Source organism: Oleomonas cavernae, assembly GCF_003590945.1.
Taxonomy (GTDB): Bacteria; Pseudomonadota; Alphaproteobacteria; order Zavarziniales; family Zavarziniaceae; genus Zavarzinia; species Zavarzinia cavernae.
This window is the reverse complement of the sequence record NZ_QYUK01000016.1, coordinates 406,125-427,733: the sequence shown is the minus strand read 5'-3', so window position 1 is coordinate 427,733 and position 21,609 is coordinate 406,125. Positions and strand designations below refer to the sequence as shown.

General features: G+C 67.3%; 18 protein-coding genes. 14 read left to right on the top strand and 4 right to left on the bottom strand.

What is annotated here, in order from left to right; translation table 11 throughout:
* Nucleotides 1-60: 60 nt before the first annotated feature.
* Together D3874_RS27265 and D3874_RS27260 are read right to left on the bottom strand one after the other, a co-directional pair.
* Entirely contained in the window at nt 61-720 is a 660-nt protein-coding gene (locus D3874_RS27265; protein WP_119782840.1) for a glutathione S-transferase family protein, read from the bottom strand.
* A gap of 74 nt (nt 721-794) precedes the next feature.
* Nucleotides 795-1,676, bottom strand: a complete 882-nt coding sequence (locus tag D3874_RS27260; protein WP_158596247.1) for an amino acid ABC transporter substrate-binding protein — start codon at nt 1,674-1,676, stop codon at nt 795-797.
* A 186-nt stretch (nt 1,677-1,862) separates the two neighbouring features.
* On the opposite strand from D3874_RS27260, the gene D3874_RS27255 reads away from it, so the two are divergent.
* The 3 genes from D3874_RS27255 to D3874_RS27245 are packed head-to-tail and all read left to right on the top strand — an operon-like array spanning nt 1,863 to nt 6,465.
* Nucleotides 1,863-3,392 (top strand): transporter substrate-binding domain-containing protein, encoded by a 1,530-nt coding sequence (locus D3874_RS27255; RefSeq protein ID WP_147385885.1) that lies wholly within the window; start codon nt 1,863-1,865, stop codon nt 3,390-3,392.
* Nucleotides 3,389-4,543 (top strand): ATP-binding protein, encoded by a 1,155-nt coding sequence (locus D3874_RS27250; protein WP_119782837.1) that lies wholly within the window; start codon nt 3,389-3,391, stop codon nt 4,541-4,543. The genes D3874_RS27255 and D3874_RS27250 overlap by 4 nt, the downstream gene beginning before the upstream one ends.
* Entirely contained in the window at nt 4,540-6,465 is a 1,926-nt protein-coding gene (locus D3874_RS27245; RefSeq protein ID WP_119782836.1) for a PP2C family protein-serine/threonine phosphatase, read from the top strand. The genes D3874_RS27250 and D3874_RS27245 overlap by 4 nt, the downstream gene beginning before the upstream one ends.
* Here D3874_RS27245 and D3874_RS27240 read toward each other — a convergent pair whose 3' ends face one another.
* Nucleotides 6,466-6,798, bottom strand: coding sequence for an STAS domain-containing protein (locus D3874_RS27240; RefSeq protein WP_119782835.1), 333 nt, complete (start codon nt 6,796-6,798; stop codon nt 6,466-6,468).
* Between the two features lie 208 nt (nt 6,799-7,006).
* On the opposite strand from D3874_RS27240, the gene D3874_RS27235 reads away from it, so the two are divergent.
* From D3874_RS27235 to D3874_RS27195, 9 genes are all read left to right on the top strand, one after another.
* Nucleotides 7,007-8,761: a uracil-xanthine permease family protein gene (locus tag D3874_RS27235; RefSeq protein ID WP_119782834.1), complete on the top strand. Its 1,755-nt coding sequence runs from the start codon at nt 7,007-7,009 to the stop codon at nt 8,759-8,761.
* 17 nt (nt 8,762-8,778) lie between these two features.
* A complete protein-coding gene (locus D3874_RS27230) occupies nt 8,779-9,468 on the top strand; it encodes a carbonic anhydrase (protein ID WP_233560406.1) in 690 nt (229 codons plus the stop codon).
* A 37-nt stretch (nt 9,469-9,505) separates the two neighbouring features.
* Nucleotides 9,506-11,218, top strand: a complete 1,713-nt coding sequence (locus tag D3874_RS27225) for a solute carrier family 23 protein (protein ID WP_119782833.1) — start codon at nt 9,506-9,508, stop codon at nt 11,216-11,218.
* Between the two features lie 10 nt (nt 11,219-11,228).
* Nucleotides 11,229-12,089 (top strand): class I SAM-dependent methyltransferase, encoded by an 861-nt coding sequence (locus tag D3874_RS27220; RefSeq protein WP_119782832.1) that lies wholly within the window; start codon nt 11,229-11,231, stop codon nt 12,087-12,089.
* An 88-nt stretch (nt 12,090-12,177) separates the two neighbouring features.
* Entirely contained in the window at nt 12,178-14,784 is a 2,607-nt protein-coding gene (locus tag D3874_RS27215; protein ID WP_119782831.1) for an ABC transporter transmembrane domain-containing protein, read from the top strand.
* 68 nt (nt 14,785-14,852) lie between these two features.
* Complete coding sequence (locus tag D3874_RS27210; RefSeq protein WP_119782830.1) at nt 14,853-15,281, top strand: cyclic nucleotide-binding domain-containing protein; 429 nt, start codon at nt 14,853-14,855, stop codon at nt 15,279-15,281.
* A gap of 24 nt (nt 15,282-15,305) precedes the next feature.
* Nucleotides 15,306-16,976 carry an adenylate/guanylate cyclase domain-containing protein gene (locus D3874_RS27205; RefSeq protein ID WP_119782829.1) on the top strand — a complete coding sequence of 557 codons (1,671 nt, stop codon included), beginning with the start codon at nt 15,306-15,308 and terminating at the stop codon, nt 16,974-16,976.
* 238 nt (nt 16,977-17,214) lie between these two features.
* Nucleotides 17,215-17,625, top strand: a complete 411-nt coding sequence (locus D3874_RS27200) for a helix-turn-helix domain-containing protein (protein ID WP_119775657.1) — start codon at nt 17,215-17,217, stop codon at nt 17,623-17,625.
* A gap of 25 nt (nt 17,626-17,650) precedes the next feature.
* Nucleotides 17,651-18,523 carry an IS3 family transposase gene (locus D3874_RS27195; RefSeq protein WP_119775655.1) on the top strand — a complete coding sequence of 291 codons (873 nt, stop codon included), beginning with the start codon at nt 17,651-17,653 and terminating at the stop codon, nt 18,521-18,523.
* Nucleotides 18,524-18,559: 36 nt separating this feature from the next.
* Here the strand turns inward: D3874_RS27195 and D3874_RS27190 are convergent, their stop codons facing one another.
* Nucleotides 18,560-19,399, bottom strand: a complete 840-nt coding sequence (locus D3874_RS27190) for a glutathione S-transferase family protein (protein WP_119782828.1) — start codon at nt 19,397-19,399, stop codon at nt 18,560-18,562.
* A 281-nt stretch (nt 19,400-19,680) separates the two neighbouring features.
* On the opposite strand from D3874_RS27190, the gene D3874_RS27185 reads away from it, so the two are divergent.
* Complete coding sequence (locus tag D3874_RS27185) at nt 19,681-20,181, top strand: SRPBCC family protein (RefSeq protein ID WP_119782827.1); 501 nt, start codon at nt 19,681-19,683, stop codon at nt 20,179-20,181.
* A gap of 459 nt (nt 20,182-20,640) precedes the next feature.
* Nucleotides 20,641-21,447, top strand: coding sequence for an SEL1-like repeat protein (locus D3874_RS28235; RefSeq protein ID WP_147385884.1), 807 nt, complete (start codon nt 20,641-20,643; stop codon nt 21,445-21,447).
* Nucleotides 21,448-21,609: the final 162 nt, after the last annotated feature.

The following is a 21,609-nucleotide window of genomic DNA, read 5'->3' as shown; positions in this document are numbered from 1 at the left end:
TTGCAGCCGCCGCCTACCGGGAAACCGTGGAGGCTTGACCGAGCCCCAGGAGGCCGGGCGTCAATCCCGGTCCGGCGCGCCGAGCGGAAACAGCGGGCGAAACGGCCGCGCCTCCTCCACCGCCCGGGCGAAGGACGGGCGGGCGAGCAGCCGCGCACGGTAGGCGCGCAGCACCGGGTAGGCCTCGGCAATCGGGTGCGTCCAGTCGGCATAGAACAGCGAGGGCGCGGCCGCGCAGTCCGCCAGCGTGAAGTCCGCGCCGGCGGCCCAGGTCCTGCCGGCAAGCTGGCCTTCGGCCCAGGCATAGGCCCGCTCCAGCCTTTGCCCGGCCAGGGCCAGGCCCTCCTCACGGGTAGCCGGAATCCGCTTCAGCGCGCTGTCCACCGCGACCTGCATTGCCTCCATCACATGAAGGTCGAAGAAGCGGTCGAGGAAGCGCACCTCCAGCGCGGCCATCGGATCCTCGGGGAGCAGGCGCACCGGTCCGGGATGGGCAAGCCCCAGGTACTCGATGATGATGCTGGTCTCGGCGATGCTGCGCGCGCCGTCCACCAGCAGCGGGAACTTGGCGATCGGCCAGCGCCGCAGCCATTCGGCCGCGTGCTGCGGCGTCTCCGGCCCGATGCAGCGGAACTCGAAGGGCGTGCCGTTCTCGTAGAGCGCGATGAGCGCCTTCTGCGTGTAGGAGGAGAAAGGATGGCCATAGAGCGCGAGCGACATCGCGGGACCTCTCGATTAAACCACCGGAAGGTGACGGTAGCGGCAAACGGGCTGCCGGGCCAATCCCATCGGCGTCACTGGGCCCAGATGTTGGACTGGAGCAGGTAGTCGCGGGTCGAGCGGTCCAGCGGATAGACCATCACACCGTCGCGGCCGAACCACTTGTGGTGGATGTCCATGTAACGGCCGCGGTACTCGGCCAGGCCCTGGGTCAGGTCCATGATCGCGTGATTGACCAGGTCGCGCCAGGCGCTGTCGTCCTGCGGCAGGATGCAGGCCATGGCCTCGTTGCCCAGCGGGGCCGCGCGGGGCAGCAGGACCACGCTGCGGTTGGGCTCGAGCTTGCGCGACAGGCCGAGCAGGATCACGCCGATATTGGCAACGCCTTGCACCTCGCCCTTGATCAGGGCCGCGAAGGCATCGTCCATGGTGGGATAGTCCCGGGTCACGATGCCGGGCAGGGCATCCTCCAGGATGGTCGCGGTCGTCGTCCCCTCCGCCACCCCCACCACCATGTCCTTCAGGCTGGGCGTGGTCCGCAGCGTGTCGCGAAAGGCCAGGATGCGCGTGCCGTCCCGGAAGAAGGGCACGGAAAAGTCGATGGTCGCCTCCCGCGCCCAGGTCGGCGTGGCGATCTCGCACACCAGGTCCAGCTTGCCGTCGGCGACCAGGGGCAGGCGGTTCGCCGGGGTCACGACCGAAAGCTCCAGCTTCACCGGGCGGCCCAGCCGGGCCTCGACCGCGGCGCGGATCTCCTCCAGCAGATCGACGGAGAACCCGGCCAGTTGGCCCTGGTCGTTCAGGAAGGCAAAAGGCACGGCATCGGCCCGCGTGCCGGCCCGCAGCACCCCGCTCTGCGCGATCCGGTCGAGCGTCGCCGCCGACGCCGTCGCCGACAGCGCAAGGACAAGCGCCAGCGCCCCGGCCAAGACCCTCGACCACCCTTTGCTGTTCACGACGATCCCTTCCGCTGCGGCCATTCGCAAATTGCTACCACTTTGGATCGGATTTGTTCATAAAATAGGCGTACCGATCGGTTCTGCCCGATCCCCGGAACGGGCGTTCCGGCTGCCGGCCCCAGGTTGGAGGTTCCCTTTCCGTTGTCTTCGCCCGAGGTTCTCACGCAACGGATCGCGGCCCTTGTGCTTCTCGTCGTCCTGGGTGTCATGGCCAGCGGCCCGGCCAGGGCCGACCGGCTGGACGAGATCCGGCAGCGCGGCGAGTTGATCGCCGGCGTCAAGGTCGACTACGAACCCTTCGGGTACCGCGATGCCGCGGGCACCACCGTCGGCTTCGACGTGGACGTGGCCGCCGGCCTGGCGGAGACCCTGGGGGTGGCGCTGCACCTGGTGCCGGTGACCAGTTCCAACCGCTTGCAGAAGCTGACCGCCGGCGATGTCGACGTGCTGGTCGCCACCCTGGGCGACACGGTCGACCGCCGCCGCCTGGTCCGCATGATCGAGCCCGGCTACTACGGCGGCGGGGCCAGCGTGCTGGTCCCGGCCGGCAGCCCGATCCACGGCTGGATGGAGACGCGGGGGCAAACGCTCTGTGCCGTCCAGGGTGCCTTGTGGAACCGCCTGGCGGCGACCCGGCTGCTGGTCGATATCCGCGCCTTCGGCAACACCCGCGACGCCGAACTGGCGTTGCGCGATGGCCGCTGTGCCGGCTGGCTGTATGACGAGGCCGCCCTGCAGCATCAGATGGCCAGCGGGGCCTGGCCCGGCTACCGCCTGCTGCCGGCCGATTTCGTCGCGCCCTGGGCGGTCGCCGTCGCCGCCGACGACCGGCTGGCCGGCCTGTTCGATGAGGCCGTTGCCGGCTGGCTGCGCGACGGCCGGCTGCTGGCGCTGGAGGCGAAATGGCGACTGCCGCCGTCGGCCTACCTGGGTGAGGCGTCCGCCCGCTGGTCGGCGCGGGACGACGACGGGCAATGGCATTGCCGCCGCCAGGCCGACGGCAAATGGCCCACCGACTGCCGCGAACTGAACCTGATCCAGGCCCAGGAACTGAGCGGCCTGGTCGGCCTTGCGCTGGCCCTGCGCGATGATTTCGGCATCGACCTGACCGCCTTCTATGACGCCTATAATCGCGGGCAGTTCGCCTGGGGGCTGCTGGTGACCATCGGGCTGGCGCTGGCCGTGGTGATCGGCAGCGTGCTGGTCGGCATCGCCGGGGCGGGCCTGATCCGCCGGCGCCTGGCCGTGGTCACCCCGCTGGTGCACCTGGCCCTGGCGCTCATGCGCATGACACCGCCGCTGCTCCAGCTCTATCTGGTGTTCTTCGGAATCGGCGGTCTGCTGGCGGCGCAGGGCCTGTCGCTGAATGCCTTCCTCGCCGCCGCAGGCGTCCTCTCCTTCTACGCCGGGGCCGCCAATGCGGTCGCCCTGGCCGAGGCGGCCGACACCGTCGGGCCCGGGGCCGGACGCCTGCGGCGGGTTGCGCGCCTGGCGTTTCCCGCCGTGATGGGAAGCTGCGTCAACGTGGTCAAGGCCACCGCCATGGCCAGTGCCATCGCGGTGCCCGAACTGGTGCATGTCAGCACCTCGATCGTCGCCGACTATGGCAACGGCCCGGTGATGATGAACATCCTCCTGCTCGCCTATATCGCGATCGTGCTGGCGGTGGTGCATGGCTTCACCCTGGTCGAGCGGCGGCTCCAGCGGCGATGAAGTTCAGCGAGACCGCCGCCATGCTCTGGACCTGGACCCCGTACCTGGGGCAGGGCTTCCTGTGGAACATCCTGATCTCGGCCGTGACCATGGCGATCGGCACGCCGCTGGGGCTGGGCCTGGCGCGGCTGCGCCTGTCGGGCTCGCGCCTGGGCGCCGGCCTGACCGCCGCCGCGCGCCTGCCGCCCACCTTCGTGCTGATCTACTACCTCGCCTATGCGCTGCCGCCGCAGGTCGAGCTGGGCGATACCGTGGTGCCGCTGGACGGCTGGCTGAAGGCGTCGCTCGCCTTGTCGGTCGCGGTCGCCGGCTTCGTCTCCGACAATGCCCTGTCCGCCTTCCGCCACCACCGCCGCGGCGAGACGGTCGAGGCGCTCTACTTCATCCCGGCCTGGACCACCTATTTCCTGATCATCATGATGGCCTCGTCCACCGCCTCGGTGATCGGGGTGCCGGAAATCGTCCAGCGGGCCAATACGGTGATCGCCGCCGTGGGCGATCCCGGCGCGATCGTCTGGGTCTATCTCTATACCATGGCGTGGTTCCTGGCCTTCTGCTGGCCGCTGGCCCGGCTCATGAGCCATGCCAAGGCCAGGCTCAGCCGGCGCGCCGGCTCACGGGCCGGGGCCAGGGCAGCCCTGGCCGATCGCGGCGGCTTTGCCGAGTTCAACCTGATCATCCTGCCGGACGGGGATATGCCGATGGCCGCAGACACCATTCTCGAGCGCCGCTTCGACCTGCCCGTATCGCTCGATGCCATCGCCCCGATCCAGGCCGCGATCGAGAGTGCGGCCGACGACATTCTCGACGCCGGCGCCGTCTTCAAGCTGACCATGTCGGTCGAGGAACTGGTGACCAATGTGGTGATGCACGGCGCGGTGCCCAGCTCCACCCTGGGCGTGGCCATCCTGGTCGATCCGCGCTGCATCAGTGTCGAGCTCAGCGATGCCGGCCCCGCCTTCGATCCGTTCCGCGAGGCGCCGCCGCCGGCTCTGGACCAGCCGGTGGAAACCCGGGCGGTGGGCGGGCTCGGCGTCCATCTGGTGGGCAAGCTGGTCGACCGGGCCTATTACCACCGGGTCGGCGAGCGGAACCTGGTTCGGCTGGTCATGCTGCGCCCCGGCGCCGCCACCGATGGATATGCGCCGTGACCTTGACCCGCCGCCTTGTCCTGATGGTGGCCGGCTGCATCGCCCTGGCCGTGCTGATGATCAGCCTGGTGTTCGGCTGGCTCGGACGCCAGGCCCTGATCGCCCAGGCGGAAAACCAGGCCCACGGCGTTGCCCGCATCGTCGCCGAGAGTGCGCGCCTGACCGAGGTCTCGCTCGAGGAGATGCAGGACGTCCTGCTCGACGACCTGGCGACCCTGGCCCTTGCCGTCGCCCACCTGAGCGAACCCAGCCCGGCCGACCTCAGCGACCAGCTCGCCGAAATCGCGGCACGCAGCAATCTCGATTCGATCTGGCTGATCGATGCCGAGGGCAACGTGCTGGCCAATTCGGTGGGCAATTACGGCGCGGTCATCCGCGGCGAATCCCTGCCCGCGACCCTGTCCCGGGAGGCGCTGGACGCCCTGACCTCGGGCCGGAAATTCAGTGTCGATTTCGGCGCCCCGGTCGACGGCACCCGCTATGTCGGGGTTCGCGTGCCCGGCAACCGCGCCCTGATCGCCGGCCAGCCGGTCGCGGTCCTCGATGCGGTCCGGGCGGCGAACAGCCTGCCGGTCCTGCTCGAGGCGCTGCTCGATCGCGACGACATCCTGGCGATCCAGGTGCTCGACGATACCTTCCGCCTGCTGGCCCGGGTCGGGGAAGCGGTGCCGCCGGGTACGGTCGCCGACATGGCCGCGGCGGCGGTCTCCAACAGCCAGGCCGCCTCGACCCTGCGGGACGGCCGCCTGTGGGTGTCGGCCCCGATCAGGGATACCGCCGGGATTACCATCGGCGCGACGGTGCTGGAGATGTCCAACCGCCGCCTCGACCTGATGCTGCTCGACTACCTGCTCTACGGTGCCGCGGCGGCGGCGCTGGTCTTCGCGGTCGGGGTCAGCGTCGCCGCGGTCTTTGCCAGCCGGATCGCCCGGCCCGTCGTCGCCATGACCCGGGCGGCCGGTGAGATCGATCGCCGGGTGTTCCAGCCGCAGAGCATCGACCGGCTGGCCGCCGCCCCGGACGAATTGGGCACCCTGGCCCGGGTGTTCCAGCACATGGCGATCGAAGTGCAGACCCGCGAGCAGAACCTGGAGGCCCAGGTCCGCGCGCGCACGCTGGAACTCGAGCAGAAGAACGCGCTGCTGGAGGAATCGAAACGCCGGGTCGAGACCGAGCTGGATGCCGCGCGCAGCCTTCAGGCGGCGATCCTGCCGCAGGCGCTACCCGTCCATCCCTCCTACACCGGCAAGGCGACGATGGTGCCGGCGCGGGAGCTGGGCGGCGACTTCTATGATTTCTTCGCCCTCGACCAGCGTCACCTGGGCATCGTCATCGCCGACGTTTCGGGCAAGGGCGTGCCGGCGGCCTTCTTCATGGCGATTTCGCGCACCGTGCTGCAATCGAGCGCCAGGGAACACCGTGCGCCCGGGGCCTGCCTGGCCCGGGCCAACACGCTGCTGTGCGACCAGAACCCGATGGACCTGTTCGTCACCACCTTCTACGGCATCCTCGACACCCAAACCGGCGACCTCGCCTATGCCAACGGCGGCCACAACCCGCCGATGATGATCCGGCGGGGCGACGGCAGCGTGACCGACCTGCCGCGGACCGGCGGCATGGCCCTGGGGGTCATGCCGGGCATGGCCTATACCGAACGGACGACCCGGCTGGAGGCGGGCGACACGCTGTTCCTCTATACCGACGGCATCTCCGAGGCGATGGATGCCGGCGGCCAGGAATTCACCGAGGCCCGCCTGCGCACGGCACTGGGCACCGCCCATGCCCAGGCGGTGGATGTCGTCATCGAAAGTGTGACCCGGGCGGTCGACCGGTTCGTCGGCCAGGCCGAACAGTCCGACGATATCACCTGCCTGGTGATCCGTTATCTCGGCCCCCGGCCGGCGGTCGCGGCGGTTTCCTGATCAGAGGCGGGCCAGCGCCTCGGCGCGGCTGCCGGCAACGTCGAGAATGCTGAGGAAGCCGGCAATCTCGAACACATCCTTGATATGGGGTTGCAGGCCCGCGAGGATGAAGGTGCTCCCGGCCTGCTTCAGGCGCTTGGCGACCACCAGCACGACCCTGAGGCCGGCGCTGGAAATATAGTCGAGCCGCGAGAAATCCAGCACCAGGCCGGTCCCGCCGCCATTCATCCGGCCCAGCAGCTCCGCCTCCACCGCCGCCGAATTCGTGCTGTCCAGCCGCCCCTGCAGATTGGCGACAAGCGTGGCTTCGCCCGCTTCGAAGGTGATGCTCATCGTCTTGGATCCTCAAAAAAACACGCGATTGTGGTGCAGAGTGTCGCCGAAAAGGTAAAAATTAATACCATAATGGCAATAGATTTGGAGCGGCTGCATGATGAGACATCAGCCGAAGGCGACGGGCTGGACAGGAAGTACTCATGCAGGCAACGGCTTATCGGTATGCCGCCCCACGTAGTGATGACCGCCGGCCACGGGCTGGCCGATGAGTCGCTTCGGCCTGCCCCCATCGCGGCCCCGCCGCCGGCCCCAGGAACTGTCGCTGGCGGCGGACCAACGGCCATCCTCCTTCACCCTGCTGACCCTGGGGCTGCAGCATGCGGCCATGGCGCTCGGCCTCTCGGCCTATGTCCTGGCGGTCGCCAAGGGAGCCGGCCTCGGCCATGACGAGACCAGGGCCATGCTGGCCGCCACCATCATCACCATGGCCCTGGGCACCGCACTCCAGGCCTGGGGCGGAAAGCTGGGCGCGGGCGCGCTGATCGTCCAAATACCGTCGCCCTTCGTGTTGCCCCTGGCGATCCCCATCCTGGCGGTCACCGGGGCCGGCGGCATGGTGCTGATCAGCGTGGTCTCGGCCATCGTGGCATTGGCCGTCTCCCCCTTCGCGCCGCGCCTGCGCGGGCTGTTCCCGCCCATCGTCACCGGCCTCGTGGTCCTGATCGGCGGCCTTTCGCTGGTGCGCGTGGCCTTCTCCCATGCCCTGGGCCTGGGGCCGGACCAGGCAATGGACGGCGACAGCCTAGCGGTCTCGGGCGCCACCTTCGCGATCGTCGTGGCCCTGTCGATCTGGGGCGGCCGGCGCGTGAAACTGTTCGCGCTGCTGATCGGCATCGCCGCCGGCGTGGCCACGGCGCTGTTGATGGGCCGCCTCACAGGCGGCGACAGCCTGCTGGCGGTGCCGGCTTTCGCCCTGCCGATGCTCGCCACCCCGGTCTTCGACGTGCCCATCGGCGCGGTCATCGGCGTCGCCTTCATCGCCCTGCTGGGCCAGATCGATTCGATCGGCAGCTTCATCCTGATGGACAAGATGGACGATGCCGACTGGCGCCGGCCCGACCTGCGGCAGGCCGGCCGGGGCATGCAGGCGAACGGCCTGGGCGACCTGATCGGCAGCGCCCTGGGCGGCATGACCACCGCGACCTCGTCGGCCAATATCGGCCTGTGCCACGCCAGCCGTGCCACCACCCGCTATGCCGGGCTGGCCACCGCCGCCATCCTGGCCGTGATCGCCTTCCTGCCCCAGGTGACCATGGCCCTGACCCTGATCCCGACCCCGGTGATCGGCGCCATCGAATTCTATGCCGCGGCCTTCCTGATCGCCTCAGGGATGGACCTCGTCGCCTCGCGCCAGCTCGATACCCGCGGCGTCTTCATCATCGGCATTTCGCTGGTCTGCGGCGTCGGCATCCTGATGATGCCGGGGGTCGCGAGCCATGCGCCGGCCTCGCTGCACCCGCTTGTGGGCAGCGGCTTCATCGTCACCGGCCTGCTGGCGATCGTGCTCAACCAGATCTTCCGCTTAGGCATCCGCAAGACGCAGACCCAGGCGATCACCACGGCGCCGGCGCCCGAGATCCAGGTCACCGAGTTCATCGAGCGGATGGGCGGTGCCTGGGCGGCCCGGCGCGACGCCGTCAGCCGCGCCGCCCAGGCCGCGGTCGAGGCGGTCGAGGCGATCCGCGCCGCGGGCGGCGGGCGGATGGTCACGGCGATCACGGGCAGTTTCGACGAGTTGAGCCTCGACATCGAACTGCGCCATGCCGGCGCCCCGCTGCCCCTGGTGCCGGCGACGGCCCCCGACCTTGCCGCCCTGCTGGAGAGCGACGACGACACGGCCATCGATAGCGCCATGGCGAATGTCTCGGGCGTGCTGATCCAGCGGCTGGCGGATCGCCTGAAAGCGGGCACGGATCCGGCGACGAAAAGCGCGTTCCTGCGCCTGCATTTCAACCATTGAGCCATGGGGGACATATCTTGAGCGTCGATCGACCCGCCGGCTGCACCTGCCGCGACATCAGCCATCTGACCGAGGGCATCCGCGCCTTCAAGGCCCGGCATTACGGCGACAATCACCACCTGATGCGGTCCCTGGTCGAGGACGGCCAGGCCCCGGCGACCTTGATGATCTCCTGCTCGGACAGCCGGGTCGATCCGGCCATCCTGTCGGGCGCGGACCCCGGCGAATTGTTCACCGTGCGCAACGTCGCCAACCTGGTGCCGCCCTATCAGCCCGGCCCTTCCCTGCACGGCACGGGTGCCGCGATCGAATATGCCGTGCGCGACCTCAAGGTCGATCACATCGTGATCATGGGCCACGCCCACTGCGGCGGCATCAAGGCCCTGATCGGCAGCGCCGGCGGCCAGCGCCTGCCGCGCGACTTCATCAGCGACTGGGTCGAAATCGCCCTGGATGCCTGCAAGCTCCACGTCGACAACGGCGAGGGCGGGCGCCGGGAGATCGCCCTGGCCCAGCTCAAGGAAAATCCGTTCCTGGTCGAACGGGCGGCGATCGCCGGCTCGCTCGCCAACCTGCTGACCTATCCCTGGCTGAAGGCGCGGGTCGAGGCCGGCACCCTGCAACTGCACGGCTGGTGGTTCGATCTCGATACCGGCGACCTGTGGCAGACCCCGCCGGGCGAAACCACCCTGTTCCCCGTTATCTGACAGCGTTATCTGACAGCCCCTTTGTAACGAGTACCCGATGCGCAGACCCGACACGCTCCTCTACTGGCTCGAGGATATTCCGCCGGCCCGCTTCGCCTTCGGGCTGGCCTTGCAGCAGGTCGCCTTCCTGGGCGCCCTGCTGGCGGTGCCGGTGGTCTTCGCACGCAATGCCGGCATGGATCATGCGGCGTTCCTGAACCTGGCGGCGGCCTGCCTGATCTATTCGGCGGTCGCCCTGCTGCTGCAGGCCTGGGGCCGCTTCGGCATCGGCGCCGGCATCTTCCTGCCGGTCCAGGGCACCGCCTCGGTGCTGCCCGTCCTGGGGATCGGCCTCGCCACCTCGGGCCTCGACGGCGGCTTTGGCATGTTCGCGGTCTCGGGCCTGTCGATGATCGTGTTCAGCTTCGTCATCCAGCGCCTGAAGGCCATCTTCACGGTCGAAGTCGCGGGCCTGGCCATGCTGCTGATCGGGGCCGGCTTCGGCGTCATCGGCCTCAACCTGATCTTCTCGTCAGCGGGTGCTGCGGCGCCGTCGCCCGACAGGGTCGGCGTGGCCGCGGCGACGCTTGCCGTCATGATCGTCTGCAATGTCTGGGTGAAGAGCCGGCTTCGGCTGTTCGCCACGGTGACCGGCCTTGGTGTCGGCCTGGGACTCAGCATCGCCGCCGGGCTGCTGACCCCGGCCGATCTCGCCGCCTTCGACGGTGCCGCGCTGTTCCATGTGCCGATGCTCCAGCAATTCGGCTGGCGCTTCGAGATGGAGGCCCTGGTGCCGGCGATCATCACCGGCTTTTCCCTGTCGCTGACCTCGATGGGGGTGCAGACCGTGGCCCAGCGCTTCAACGACGCCGATTTCAAGCGGCCGGACCTGGCCGCGGTCGGCCGGGGCGTGCGGGCCGAGGGCATCGCCCAGATCTTCGCCTCGCTGATCAATGCCATGCCCATGGTTGCCAGCGGGGGTGCTGCCAGCCTGGCGCTGGCGTCCGGTTGCACCAGCCGGCACTTGGCGGTGTGGACGGCCGGCTTGCTGTTCGTCTTCGCCCTTTGCCCCAAGATCATCGTCGCTTGGATGATCGTGCCGCCCGAGGTGCTGGGCGCCCTGTTCCTGTTCCTGTCGTCCTTCGCCACCATCGGCGGGATCCAGATGATCGGCTCGCGCATGCTGGACAACCGCCGCACCTTGGCCATCGGCGTCGCCCTGCTGGTCGGCCTCACCTATGGCGATATTCACGAGCAGTTGAACCGCCTGCTGCCCAGCGCCCACTACGTCGCCTTCTCGCAATTCGCCCTGGCGCTGACCGTCGCCGTGATGCTGCAGGCCTTGTTCCGCCTGGGCATTCGCCGCAAGACGCGGCACAGCTTCCCGGTCGCCCAAACCCATTTCGAGGACATGATCGCCTTCATCGAGCAGCAGGGGCGGATCTGGGGCGCCCGCCACGAGGCGGTGAAGAAGGCGGAACTCGCTTCCTGGCAGGCCTTCGAGCTCCTGAAGGAAAGCGACCTCATTGCCGCCGACGGCGAGGCCATCGAGCTGGAAACCCAGCTCGACGAGTACAACCTGGCGATCATCATCCGCTACCGCGGCACCTTGCCGGTGCTGGCCAGCCGCCCGCCCAGCCACGAGGAAATGGTCGACGACGACCAGGCGCCCCAGCGCCTCGCCGGCTACCTGATCAATCGCCTGGCCGATTCGGTGCGTACCCGGACGGTGGGCCGCCAGGCCGAGTTGCGCCTGACCTTCAAGGATTGAGGGGGCCGCCATGTCCATCTCTTCGAGCGGTCGATCCCCTGCCGGTGTGGCGCCGCCCCCCGAGGCGGCGGGTGTTTGCGCGACACCCGTGCTGCCCGACATGGGCCGCAGCTACGACGCCTATTTTGCCTCGGGCCTCTACCTGTCCCGCTACCCGATGCCCAATCGCCGCACCCTGCGCCTGCTGCGCCAGACCCTGCCGACGGGTGGGCGATTGCTTGACTACGGCGCCGGCGAGGGGCGCTACTGCTTTGCCTTGGCGCGGGATCGCGGGGCGGAAGTGGTGGCCGCCGATATCAGCGCCGTGGCCCGCGATCATCTGGCCGGTGCCGCCCGGGGCCTGGGCCTGGCCGACAGGGTCCATGTCTGCGATCCGGGCGACGCGACCTACCGGCGGCAGGTTGGGGCGCTGGGCGGCTTCAACGTTGTCCTGCTGGGGTTCGGCGTGCTGGGCCACATCGCCGGCCATGCCGCGCGGATCGCCCTGCTGTCGGCCTTGCGCGCCAGCCTGGCGCCCGGCGGGCGGCTGGTCCTGGGCCTGCCCAACGCCGCCCGGCGGTTTCGCGCCGTGCAGGCCGCCTGCGCGCCCCTGATCGCCCGGGGCGAACTGGAGCCGGGCGACATCTGCTACGAGCGCCAGACCGGCGGCAGCGCCATCGCCCTCTATTACCATCTGTACCGGCGCGACGAGATCCGCCGCGACCTGGGCGAGGCCGGCTTCACGGTCGAGCGCCTGACGGTCGAGAGCATGCTGCCGGAATCGGCGGTCACCCATTCGGCGCTGCTCGGCCGGCTGGACGACCTGGCTTGCGGCCTGGTGCCGGTCGACTGGGGCTACGGCTACCTCGTCATGGCCCGGCCGGCCCCATAGGTGGGTTGACCGCGTCGCGGTTGTATCCCTGCGCGAGGCGGGCGACCATGCCGGCGCGGCGCAGGCCCAGCCGCCCCGGAGAGTCGATTTGGACCCAAGCCTGTTTCGATACGCGTGGCACCACAGCAAAGCGCAGCAGATCCTGCTTCTGGCCGTCATCCTCGTGTCGCTGCCCTTCTACTGGGTGTCGCTCGAGGTGCCCAAGCTGATCGTCAACAATGCGATCCAGGGAAATGCCTTCGCCGACGGTCAGGTCACCGCGGTCCTGTTCGACTGGCATGTCGAGCTGCCCGCCCTGCTGGGCGGCGGCAGCTTCAGCGTCAGCGACGGCTTGATTCTCGAGCGCCTGCCCTACCTGATCGTGCTCAGTTGCTGGTTCCTGGTCCTGGTCCTGATCAACGGTGCCTTCAAGTACTACATCAATGTCAAGAAGGGGGTGCTGGGCGAGGCCATGCTGCGCCGCATGCGCCACGACCTGTTCATCCTGCTGCTGCGCTTCCGGCCCGAGGATATCGCGGCGGTGAAGCCGGCCGAGGTCGCGAGCATGATCAAGGACGAGGTCGACCCGATCGGCGGCTTCGTGGGCGATGCCTTCATCCAGCCGGTGTTCCTGGGCACCCAGGCGGCGACGGCACTGATCTTCATCTTCTTCCAAAGCGTCTGGATGGGCCTGGCGACCTTCCTCATCGTCGCCGTCCAGGCCGTGGCGATTCCCATCCTGCGGCGCGAGCAGCTGCGCCTGGGGCGCCTGCGCCAGATCGAATCCCGGCGCCTGGCCGGGCGCATCGGCGAGGTGGTCGAATCCGCGCCGACGGTGCACACCTACGGCGCCTCGGCCTATGTCGATGCCGATATCGACCAGCGGCTGGGCACCTTGTTCGGCATCCGCACCCGGCTGTTCAAGCGCAAGTTCGCGGTCAAGTTCCTGAACAACCTGCTCTCCCAGGTCACGCCCTTCATCTTCTACGCGGCCGGCGGCTATTTCGCCCTGCGCGGCGAGATGGACATCGGCCAGCTGGTGGCGGTGATCGCCGCCTATCGCGACCTGCCGCCGCCCATCAAGGAGCTGATCGACTGGGATCAGCAGCGCCAGGATGTCGCCATCAAATACGAGCAGGTGATCAGCCAGTTCTCGCCGTCGTCGTTGCTGCCGCCCTTCGACAGCGGCGTCTCGCCGGCCTTTCCCGGGCCTGAGGCGCCGATCGAATTCCAGGCCGTCACCGTCGGCGATGGCCGCAGCGGCGCCCAGCTCGACCGGCTGTCGCTGACCTTGCCGCGGCCCGGCCATGCCGCCCTGCTGGGCAACCCGGGCAGCGCCCGCGACATCGTGGGTAAGCTGCTAGGGCGCCAGATCACCGCCTACGAGGGCCGGATCCTGGTGGGCGATGTCGATCTCGCCCATTTCTCCGAACCGGTGTTCACGCGGCATCTGATCTATTGCGGCGCAGGCCCCGACCTTCAGCCCGGGACCTTGCGCGACAACCTCCTGTTTGCCGCCCGCCGGTCGGGCGATCCAGCAGGCGACCTGGACTACGGCGCCCTGGGCATCCAAGGGCCGGACCAGGTGAACCAGTGCCTGGGCGAGGCGGTGAAGGCTGTCGGTGCCCTGGAGGAGGTCCGCCGCCTGGGCCTCAATCAGCGGCTGAAGCCGGCGATGATGCCGGACGTCGCCGACTGTTTCGTCGCCGCGCGCCGGCTGGTGCAGGAACGGATCATCGCCGCCAACCTGGGCAAGGTGGTCGAACGCTTCGACGCCGACCGCTACGGCGCCCATGCGACGATCAGCGAGAACCTGCTGTTCGGCATTCCCGTCGGGCCAAAGCTGTCCGCCGGCGGCCTGGCCAGGGACAGCTATACCCTGACCATCCTGGAAGCCGAGGGGCTGCTCCAGCCGCTGATCTCCTTCGGCCGCCAGATCGCAGAAATGGCGTTGGAGACCTTCGGCGGCCTGCCGCCGGATCACCCGGTGTTCGAACGCTATTCCTTCATCGCGCCGTCGCAGCTCGACGATCTGCGCGCGGTGATCGATGCCCTGGGCCAGGCCAGCCCCGGCCAGGGGGTTTCCGCGGCGATCCGCACCCAACTGATCGCGCTGGCCTTCGACTATGTCGAGCCGCGCCACCGCTTAGGCCTGATCACCCCGGAATTCGCTACCAGGCTGCTGCGCGCCCGGGCCAGCTTCAAACAGCACCTGCCGCAGGACTACAACGACGACATCGAATTCTACGACTACGATGCCTTCATGCGCGAGGCGCCGGTCATCGACAACTTGCTGTTCGGCCGGGTCGCCAGCGGTGTCATGGGCGCGCAGAAGAAGATTTCGCCGATCATCGCCGGCGTGATCAGCGAGATCGGCCTGGACGACGCGGTCTTCGGCCTGGGGCTGGACGTCGAGGTCGGCAAGGGCGGCCGCCTGCTGCAACCCTTGCCGCGGATCAAGTTCGGCGTCGCCCGGGCGCTCGTCGTGCGGCCCGATATCCTGGTGCTGGACGGCACCATCGGCAATCTCGCCCCGGCCGAGGCGCAGGCGCTGCTGGCGGGCGTGCGCCAGGCCATGGCGGGCAAGACCCTGGTGGTGACCACCAGCGAAGCCAAGATGGCCGAGGGTTTCGACAGCGTGTTCCAGTTCAAGGACGCCCGCCTGGTGTCCAACGGGGCCGCGGCCGAGCACAAATCGGCCGCTGCCGCCGGCTGAGTCTAGTGACAGGGCGGGCCGACAGCCTGTATTCAAGGTGATGACGACCGCGAGGGGCGGAGGATTCCATGGCGCTCGAATCCGAAATCTTGGCCTTGCAGCAAATCCCGATCTTTCAGGGCGCCGAGCCCGGCTCGATGCGGCTGATGGCCTGCCTGAGCGAGGAGGTCTTCATCGAGCAGGGGGAGTTTCTCTGTCACGGCGGCGATCCGTCGGACGCGGTCTTCGTGGTGCTGTCGGGCGAGGTCGAGTTTCTGATCGAGAACGAGAAGGGCAACCGTTCGCTGGGGCGCGAGGGGGCCGGCGCCGTGGTGGGCGAGGTCGGCATCCTGTGCGACAGCCCGCGGACGGTTTCGGTGCTGGCGCTGACCGACCTGGTGCTGCTGCGCCTCAGCCGGGAGAGCTTCTTCCGCCTGATGCAGGACAATGCCCGATTTTCCCTGGCCGTCGCGCGCGAACTGGCGCACCGGCTCCAGCGGACGGTGGCGAACAGTTGAACCTCTTTCACCCGCCGCCTCGCCATGTCTGACCTCGACGCGCCCCCGGATTCGGTGGCAAAGCCCAAGCGCTCCCTGCCCTGGGAGCGGGAATTGCGGCTGTGGTCGGGCCTCGTGCTGTTTGCCTTCGTCACCACCCACCTGATCAACCACGCGATCGGCATCGCCGGCCTGCAGTGGATGACCCTGGTGCAGGGCTGGCGGGTCGCGGTCTGGCAATCGCCGCCGGGGACGGTGCTGCTCTATGCCGCCTTTGCCTGCCACCTGGCCCTGGTGCTCAAGCGCCTGGCCCGCCGCCGCATCATCCTGATGCCGCTCGACGAGGCGGTGCAGATCGTCCTGGGCCTGGCGGTGCCCTACCTGCTGATCGGCCACGCGGTCAACACGCGCTTCGCCGCCGTCGGTTATGGCAGCGACATCTCCTACGCGGCGGTGCTGCCGCAGATCTGGAGCGGCAATGCGATCGCCCAGATCATCCTGCTGCTGTGTACCTGGACCCACGGCTGCATCGGCGTCTCCCATGTCCTGCGCACCCGGGCTTTCTATCCCCGCTGGCGCGCGGCCTGGATCGCCTTTGCCGCGCTGGTGCCGGCCCTTGCCATCGCCGGCTTCGTCGCTTCGGCGCGCGAGGCCCTCGCCCGCATAGCGCCAACCGTCGCCAACCCGTCGACCGAGGCGGCGCTCGATGGCATCGTTTTCGACGGGAGGCTGGTTTTCGCCGCGATCGTTGGGTTGGTTGTCCTGACCATGTTCGGCCGCGAAATCGCGCGCCGGCGCTCGGGCCGCATCACCATCCGCTATGTCGGCCACGGTGACGTCCGCGTCACCCGGGGCACCACCGTGCTGGAGGCCAGCCGCATCAAGGGCATCCCTCACCCCGCCATCTGCGGCGGCCGCGGCCGCTGCTCGACCTGCCGCATCGCCGTGACCGACGGGGCCGAGCATCTGCCTCCGCCCGAGGCGGTCGAACGCGCCATGCTGACCCAGCTCGCGGCGCCGGGTAATGTCCGCCTGGCCTGCCAGTTGCGGCCGGTGCAGGACATCGCGACCCAGATCCTGCTGCCGATCCCGCCGCGCAATGCCAAGCAGGAAAGCCTGGACGAGGCCTATCGCTGGGGCGCCCAGCGCGAGGTGACGGTGCTGTTCGTCGACATCCGCGCCTTCAACGGCCTGACCCGCCGGCTGCTGCCCTATGACATCACCCTGCTGATCAACGCCTTCCTGCGGGAAATGAGCCAGGCGGCCGAGGCCCACGGCGGTCGGGTCGACAGTTTCATGACCGACCGGCTGATGGCGGTGTTCGGCCTCTCGGACCGCTCGGGCGCCGGGGCCGCCCATGCCATCGCCGCCGCCCGGGCGATGCTGGCGGTCGCAACCGGGATGAACCAGCGCTTCGGCGCGGCGCTGCCCTTTCCCTTGCGCATCGGCATCGGCATCCACACCGGCCAGGCGGTGATCGCCGAGGTCGGCGACGTGGCGCGCGGGCTGCTGGTCACCGCCATGGGCGATACCGTCAGCATCGCCAGCCGGCTGGAGGCCGCGACCAAGGAACTGCTCGCCGACTGCCTGATCTCGGCGGCGACGGTCAAGGCCTCAGGCATCAGCCTCCCGCGTCACGAGGCCAAGGTCGTGCACATGCGCGACATGGACGAGGCGATCGGCATCCACCGCCTGGAGGACGCGGCGGCAGTTTAGCGTCGCCAAACATCGTCATCCCGGCCGGAGCGGAGCGCAGAGCCGGGATCTTTTGACCAGTGTTCCCGGCGCTCAAACGTCGCGAGATCCCGGCTCTTCGGCCGGGATGACGAGTTTTCACTTCATCTGAAAACCGAAATCGGGGACAGATCGTGATTGTCCCGGATTTGGCTGGGTTTGGAGTGAACCCCTAGATTGAGTCAGTTAAATTGGGGACAGTTCTCGCTGAGGAGAACGCATGACCCGAGAGACGAGGCGGCGGTTCAGCCGGGCCTTCAAGCTGGCGGTGGTTGAACGATTGGCGGCGGGCGAGAGCGGTTCGGCACTGGCCCGGGAGTTGTCGATCAAGCGAGGACTGCTGTACCGCTGGCGGGATCATTTCCGCGCGGGCGGTGAACTGGCGCTGCGCCCGGGACCGGGACGGCCGAAGCAGGCGGAGGCGCGGATCCTGGCGGCGGCGCGGGGGCCGGCGTCGAGCGCCAGCGACCTGGAGCAGGCGCGCCGGCAGATCGCCGCGCTCGAGCGCAAGGTCGGCCAGCAGCAGCTGGACCTGGATTTTTTCAAGCACGCCTTGCGGCATCTCGAGGCGTCACGGCAGGCGAGCGACGCGCCTGGCGCGACGGCGTCTTCGCCTATATCCAAGCGATGACGCGCCGGCAAGGCGAGGGGCCGGGGTGACGGCCACGGTCGAGCGGATGTGTGCCCTGGCCGATGTCAGCCGTGGCGCCTACTACCGGGGCTGGGCCGAGAACTGTCCCGGCCGTGAAGAAACGGCGCTGCGCGACGTGCTTCAGCACCTGGCGCTGACCCACCGTCACTACGGCTACCGGCGGCTCACGGCCCTGCTCCGACGTGAGGGCTGGGCGGTCAACCACAAGCGCGTGGTGCGCCTGATGCGCGAGGACAATCTGCTGTGCCTGCGCAAGGCAGCGTTCAAGCCGGCGACGACGGACTCCCGACACGACTGGCGGCTCTGGCCGAACCTGGCGCGCCGGCTGGTCCCGCTGGCGGTCAACCAGCTTTGGGTGGCCGACATCACCTATGTCCGGCTGGCCGAGGCCTTCGTCTACCTGGCGGTGGTGCTCGATGCCTTCAGCCGCAAGGTCGTGGGCTGGGCGATGGCCGACCACCTGCGGGCCGAACTGGCCCTGGCAGCCTTGCAGATGGCGCTCGACGGCCGAGAGGTGCTTCCCGGCGGGCTGGTGCACCATTCCGACCGGGGCGTCCAATATGCCTGCGGTGATTACATCGAGCGCCTGCAAGCCCACGGCATCCAGCCCAGCATGAGCCGGGCCGGCTGCCCTTACGACAATGCCATGGCCGAGAGTTTCATGAAGACGCTGAAGCAGGAAGAGGTCGACGGCGGCGACTACCGTGACCTCGGGCACGCCACGGCCGCTATCGGCGAATTCATCGAAGCGGTCTACAATCGGCAACGGCTCCACTCGGCGCTGGCCTATACCTCGCCGGTGGAGTTCGAAACCCGGTCAAGCCCTCAGGCTGCTGCGCAGCAGCCTGAGGGCTTGGTCACAACCAACTGTCCCTGATTTGACTGACTCACCGAGGGGGTGCAGTCCAGGGGTTTAGCGCCCTTGCCAGCGCTGCGAGCGTGGGCCGCTGCCGGCGAGTTCGCGGGTAAGCGCGTACAGGCGGAAGAAGATGCGGATCGACGTCGGTTCGAAGCCGACGACAGCCCGTTGAAAACTGGGGCGGCCCGCGACGGCCGCGAACCAGCGCCGCAGACCGTGCAAATCGTGCATCGGGAATCTCATCAGGTTGAAGCGATGCAGGTTCACGGACCAGGCGAGATCGGCCAGGGAAAAGGCGTCGCCGGCCAGCCACTCGCGTTCGCTCAATCGGCGGTTGAGGCGTGCGAGCGCGGCGGTCGCCTCGGCATGAGCGCCGCAAATCCGTTGCGGCGAGAGGCCTGCCGGCGAGGTGAACTCGCGCAGAAAGCCAATCAAGTGTTCGTTCTTATGAATGCGCTCGTAACGTGCGAGCTCTCGGCGGGCGTTGCCCTTCCGGACCTTGAAAAGGAACTCGTGCGACAGCGTCTTGAGGGCGGCCTGGATGGCATCCCACAACTCGATCCACGATTCCATGCGAGCGAGTTCGGCCGGATCGGAGGGCTTCAGGGGCGGCGTGGGGAAGGTCACGTCGAGGTAGTCAATGATGTCGCTCGACTCGACGACCACCTTGCCGTCATGCACCAGCGTGGGCACGACACCGTTCGGATTGATGCCAATGTATTCCGGTGTGACGTGTTCGTTCCGCGACAAGTCCAGGTGGTGGCTCGTCCACCGCTGTCCCTTCTCTTCCAGAGTCATGCGTGCCTTCTGGGAGCAGTTCGACAGTGCGTAGTGGTAGAGGTGCAAACCCCGCAGCGAGAGAACCTCGGTGTTGGTGGGCGTGACGATAGGCATTCGAAGTGGGGCCCTCCGGTCGTCAGGAACGAGGTCGCGAAGCGAGGTTCGAGAGATCGCCTCCACGCTTATATGATAATAGTATCATAGTTGAATATTTTATCAGAGTCACCTACCGGCAGACCGAAACGAACCCTTCGAAACGTCTCTCAGGCCTCGGTCAGCCTGGCCCCTAATTCCCGTCGATGGCCGCACCGGCGGCGAGGGTCGCCGCGTGATTTAGGTCAAGGCTCGAAAGGGCGCCATGAGTGAGCCTGCGGTGACAATTGCCGGAGACGCCCATGCCCTCGCCCGCCAGGAGACTCCGCCACCATCTTGCACGCACCGTTGCCGTCACCGCGCCTCCGGACGCGGTCTTCGCGCACCTGGACGACCAGACCCGGCTCGCCGAGCACATGCAGAAGCCATCCGCGATGATGGGGGGCGGTCAGATGACCTACGCGTTCGACGCCGGGCGCGGCCAAGCGGTCGGATCGCATATCCGCATGGGCGGCTCGGCCTTCGGCGTCTCGCTGTCCGTCGACGAGGTGGTGACCGAGCGCGTGCCGCCTTCGCGCAAGGCCTGGCAAACTGCGGGGCCGGTGCGCCTCCTCATCATCGGCGGCTACGCCATGGGCTTCGACATTGTCCCGTCCGGCCAAGGCTGTCGGCTCACGGTCTGGATCAACTATGACCTGCCGCCCGGCCCGTTAGGTTGGCTCGCCCTGCCGCTGGCGGCGCTCTATGGCCGATGGTGCATCGCCCGCATGGCGGGCGATGCCGTGAGCCATTTCGCGACATAACATAGCCCACGCGCTGTTACGAGAGTGGGGAATAGCGACAGACCACGATTTATCGCTGTGCGCCTGGCGCCCCTGATCAAGAGGAGATTGGCGGCGAAAAAACGTGGTCTTTCCCCAATTTAACTCCAATTTGACTGACTCACCGAAGGGGTGCAGTCCAGGAACGCTGAATTGAAAGTTGTTAGAATGCGCCGACCTCTCCCTTTCGTCGCACTCACCGCGACCATATTTTTTTTGCTTGCGTTCGTAATTTTTTCACATGCTATCGCAAGCCAGCGGACAGCATGCAAAGGGTGCGAGCGATACGGTTGCTCGTCCCTAGACTTAGCGCCAGGTTCGTTTCATATCTCTATAAGTCCTGTTCTGTACACAACCGACCTCTGGAGGAGGAATGGAAAAGATTGGGGCAAAGTAGAAGGTATACTTGATGAACGACAGGCATCCGGGGATGTAATAGCTATGTATGAATTGGGATTTAGGTTATATTATCTTCATCAAAATGCCTCTGATAAGCAGCAGGGTTTGCAGCTAGTGCATAGATCAGCTTGCAGAGGGTCTGCTGATGCAGCGGCTTTGCTAGGAAAAGTTTATTGGGAGGCTATAGCTCAGAAGGAAAGTTTACCTAGATCCTATTTTTGGTTTAATAAGGCGCACGAATGGTCAAGCGGGTTCCTTCGACACATGACTCCGCTGCGGCATATAGCTACATTTTATTTGGATGGTACCTATATCAAAAAGAATGACGAAAAATTTATCGAATTGAACATTCTTGCAGACTCAATAGAAGCCGAAGCGAGGAAAAACGACGCCGGCATGCGCCCTGTCGATTTACCTGTTCTGGCAGCGCAGCATCGAGCGGGGATAGCCTATATCTTAGGCAGCGCCTATCAGGCCGGCGGGCCTTTGGAAGCCGGTTCACCATCAGCCAGGGTGGTCTCCCTCAGGCAAGACAATACCGCTGCCTATAAGTGGCTTCAGATTAGCGCTCGCGCGGGACTCATTGATGGCATGCAAAAGCTGGCTCACCTCTTGGCCACGGACAACGGGTCACTTCGCGATCCAATTGCGGCGGCTGGGTGGGCCTATATTGCCCAAGCTAGGGCCATCAGCGGACGCGCAAAACACCTTGCTGCGATCGCTATGCAAGAGGCCGTTGAACCGCTCGACAGTCAGGACCGCGCTAAAGCATTAGCCCTGGCGGAAAGCTTCCAGCCCCAGCCGCCGAAAGCCTTTGATGTGGATCTCTCACTCGATCCGAGTCCGTAGTATTGGAGTTCGTCTGGTCCGACATCGCGAAAAAGCGGGGACCGAAAAAGCGGGGAAAGGCCACGATTTAGGGGTTCTTCGACAGGCTCAGGATGAGAATCTCTGTGGCAAAAGGACTTTCCTCATGGTGAGCCTGTCGAACCACGCAATCTGCTCGACCGG

Coding starts and splice junctions, on each gene's coding strand:
- D3874_RS27265 (WP_119782840.1), bottom strand. CDS start 720: ATGTCGCTCGCGCTCTATGGCCATCCTTTCTCCTCCTACACGCAGAAG.
- D3874_RS27250 (WP_119782837.1), top strand. CDS start 3,389: ATGAAGTTCAGCGAGACCGCCGCCATGCTCTGGACCTGGACCCCGTAC.
- D3874_RS27240 (WP_119782835.1), bottom strand. CDS start 6,798: ATGAGCATCACCTTCGAAGCGGGCGAAGCCACGCTTGTCGCCAATCTG.
- D3874_RS27235 (WP_119782834.1), top strand. CDS start 7,007: ATGAGTCGCTTCGGCCTGCCCCCATCGCGGCCCCGCCGCCGGCCCCAG.
- D3874_RS27225 (WP_119782833.1), top strand. CDS start 9,506: ATGCGCAGACCCGACACGCTCCTCTACTGGCTCGAGGATATTCCGCCG.
- D3874_RS27220 (WP_119782832.1), top strand. CDS start 11,229: ATGTCCATCTCTTCGAGCGGTCGATCCCCTGCCGGTGTGGCGCCGCCC.
- D3874_RS27210 (WP_119782830.1), top strand. CDS start 14,853: ATGGCGCTCGAATCCGAAATCTTGGCCTTGCAGCAAATCCCGATCTTT.
- D3874_RS27205 (WP_119782829.1), top strand. CDS start 15,306: ATGTCTGACCTCGACGCGCCCCCGGATTCGGTGGCAAAGCCCAAGCGC.
- D3874_RS27200 (WP_119775657.1), top strand. CDS start 17,215: ATGACCCGAGAGACGAGGCGGCGGTTCAGCCGGGCCTTCAAGCTGGCG.
- D3874_RS27190 (WP_119782828.1), bottom strand. CDS start 19,399: ATGCCTATCGTCACGCCCACCAACACCGAGGTTCTCTCGCTGCGGGGT.
- D3874_RS27185 (WP_119782827.1), top strand. CDS start 19,681: ATGCCCTCGCCCGCCAGGAGACTCCGCCACCATCTTGCACGCACCGTT.
- D3874_RS28235 (WP_147385884.1), top strand. CDS start 20,641: ATGTATGAATTGGGATTTAGGTTATATTATCTTCATCAAAATGCCTCT.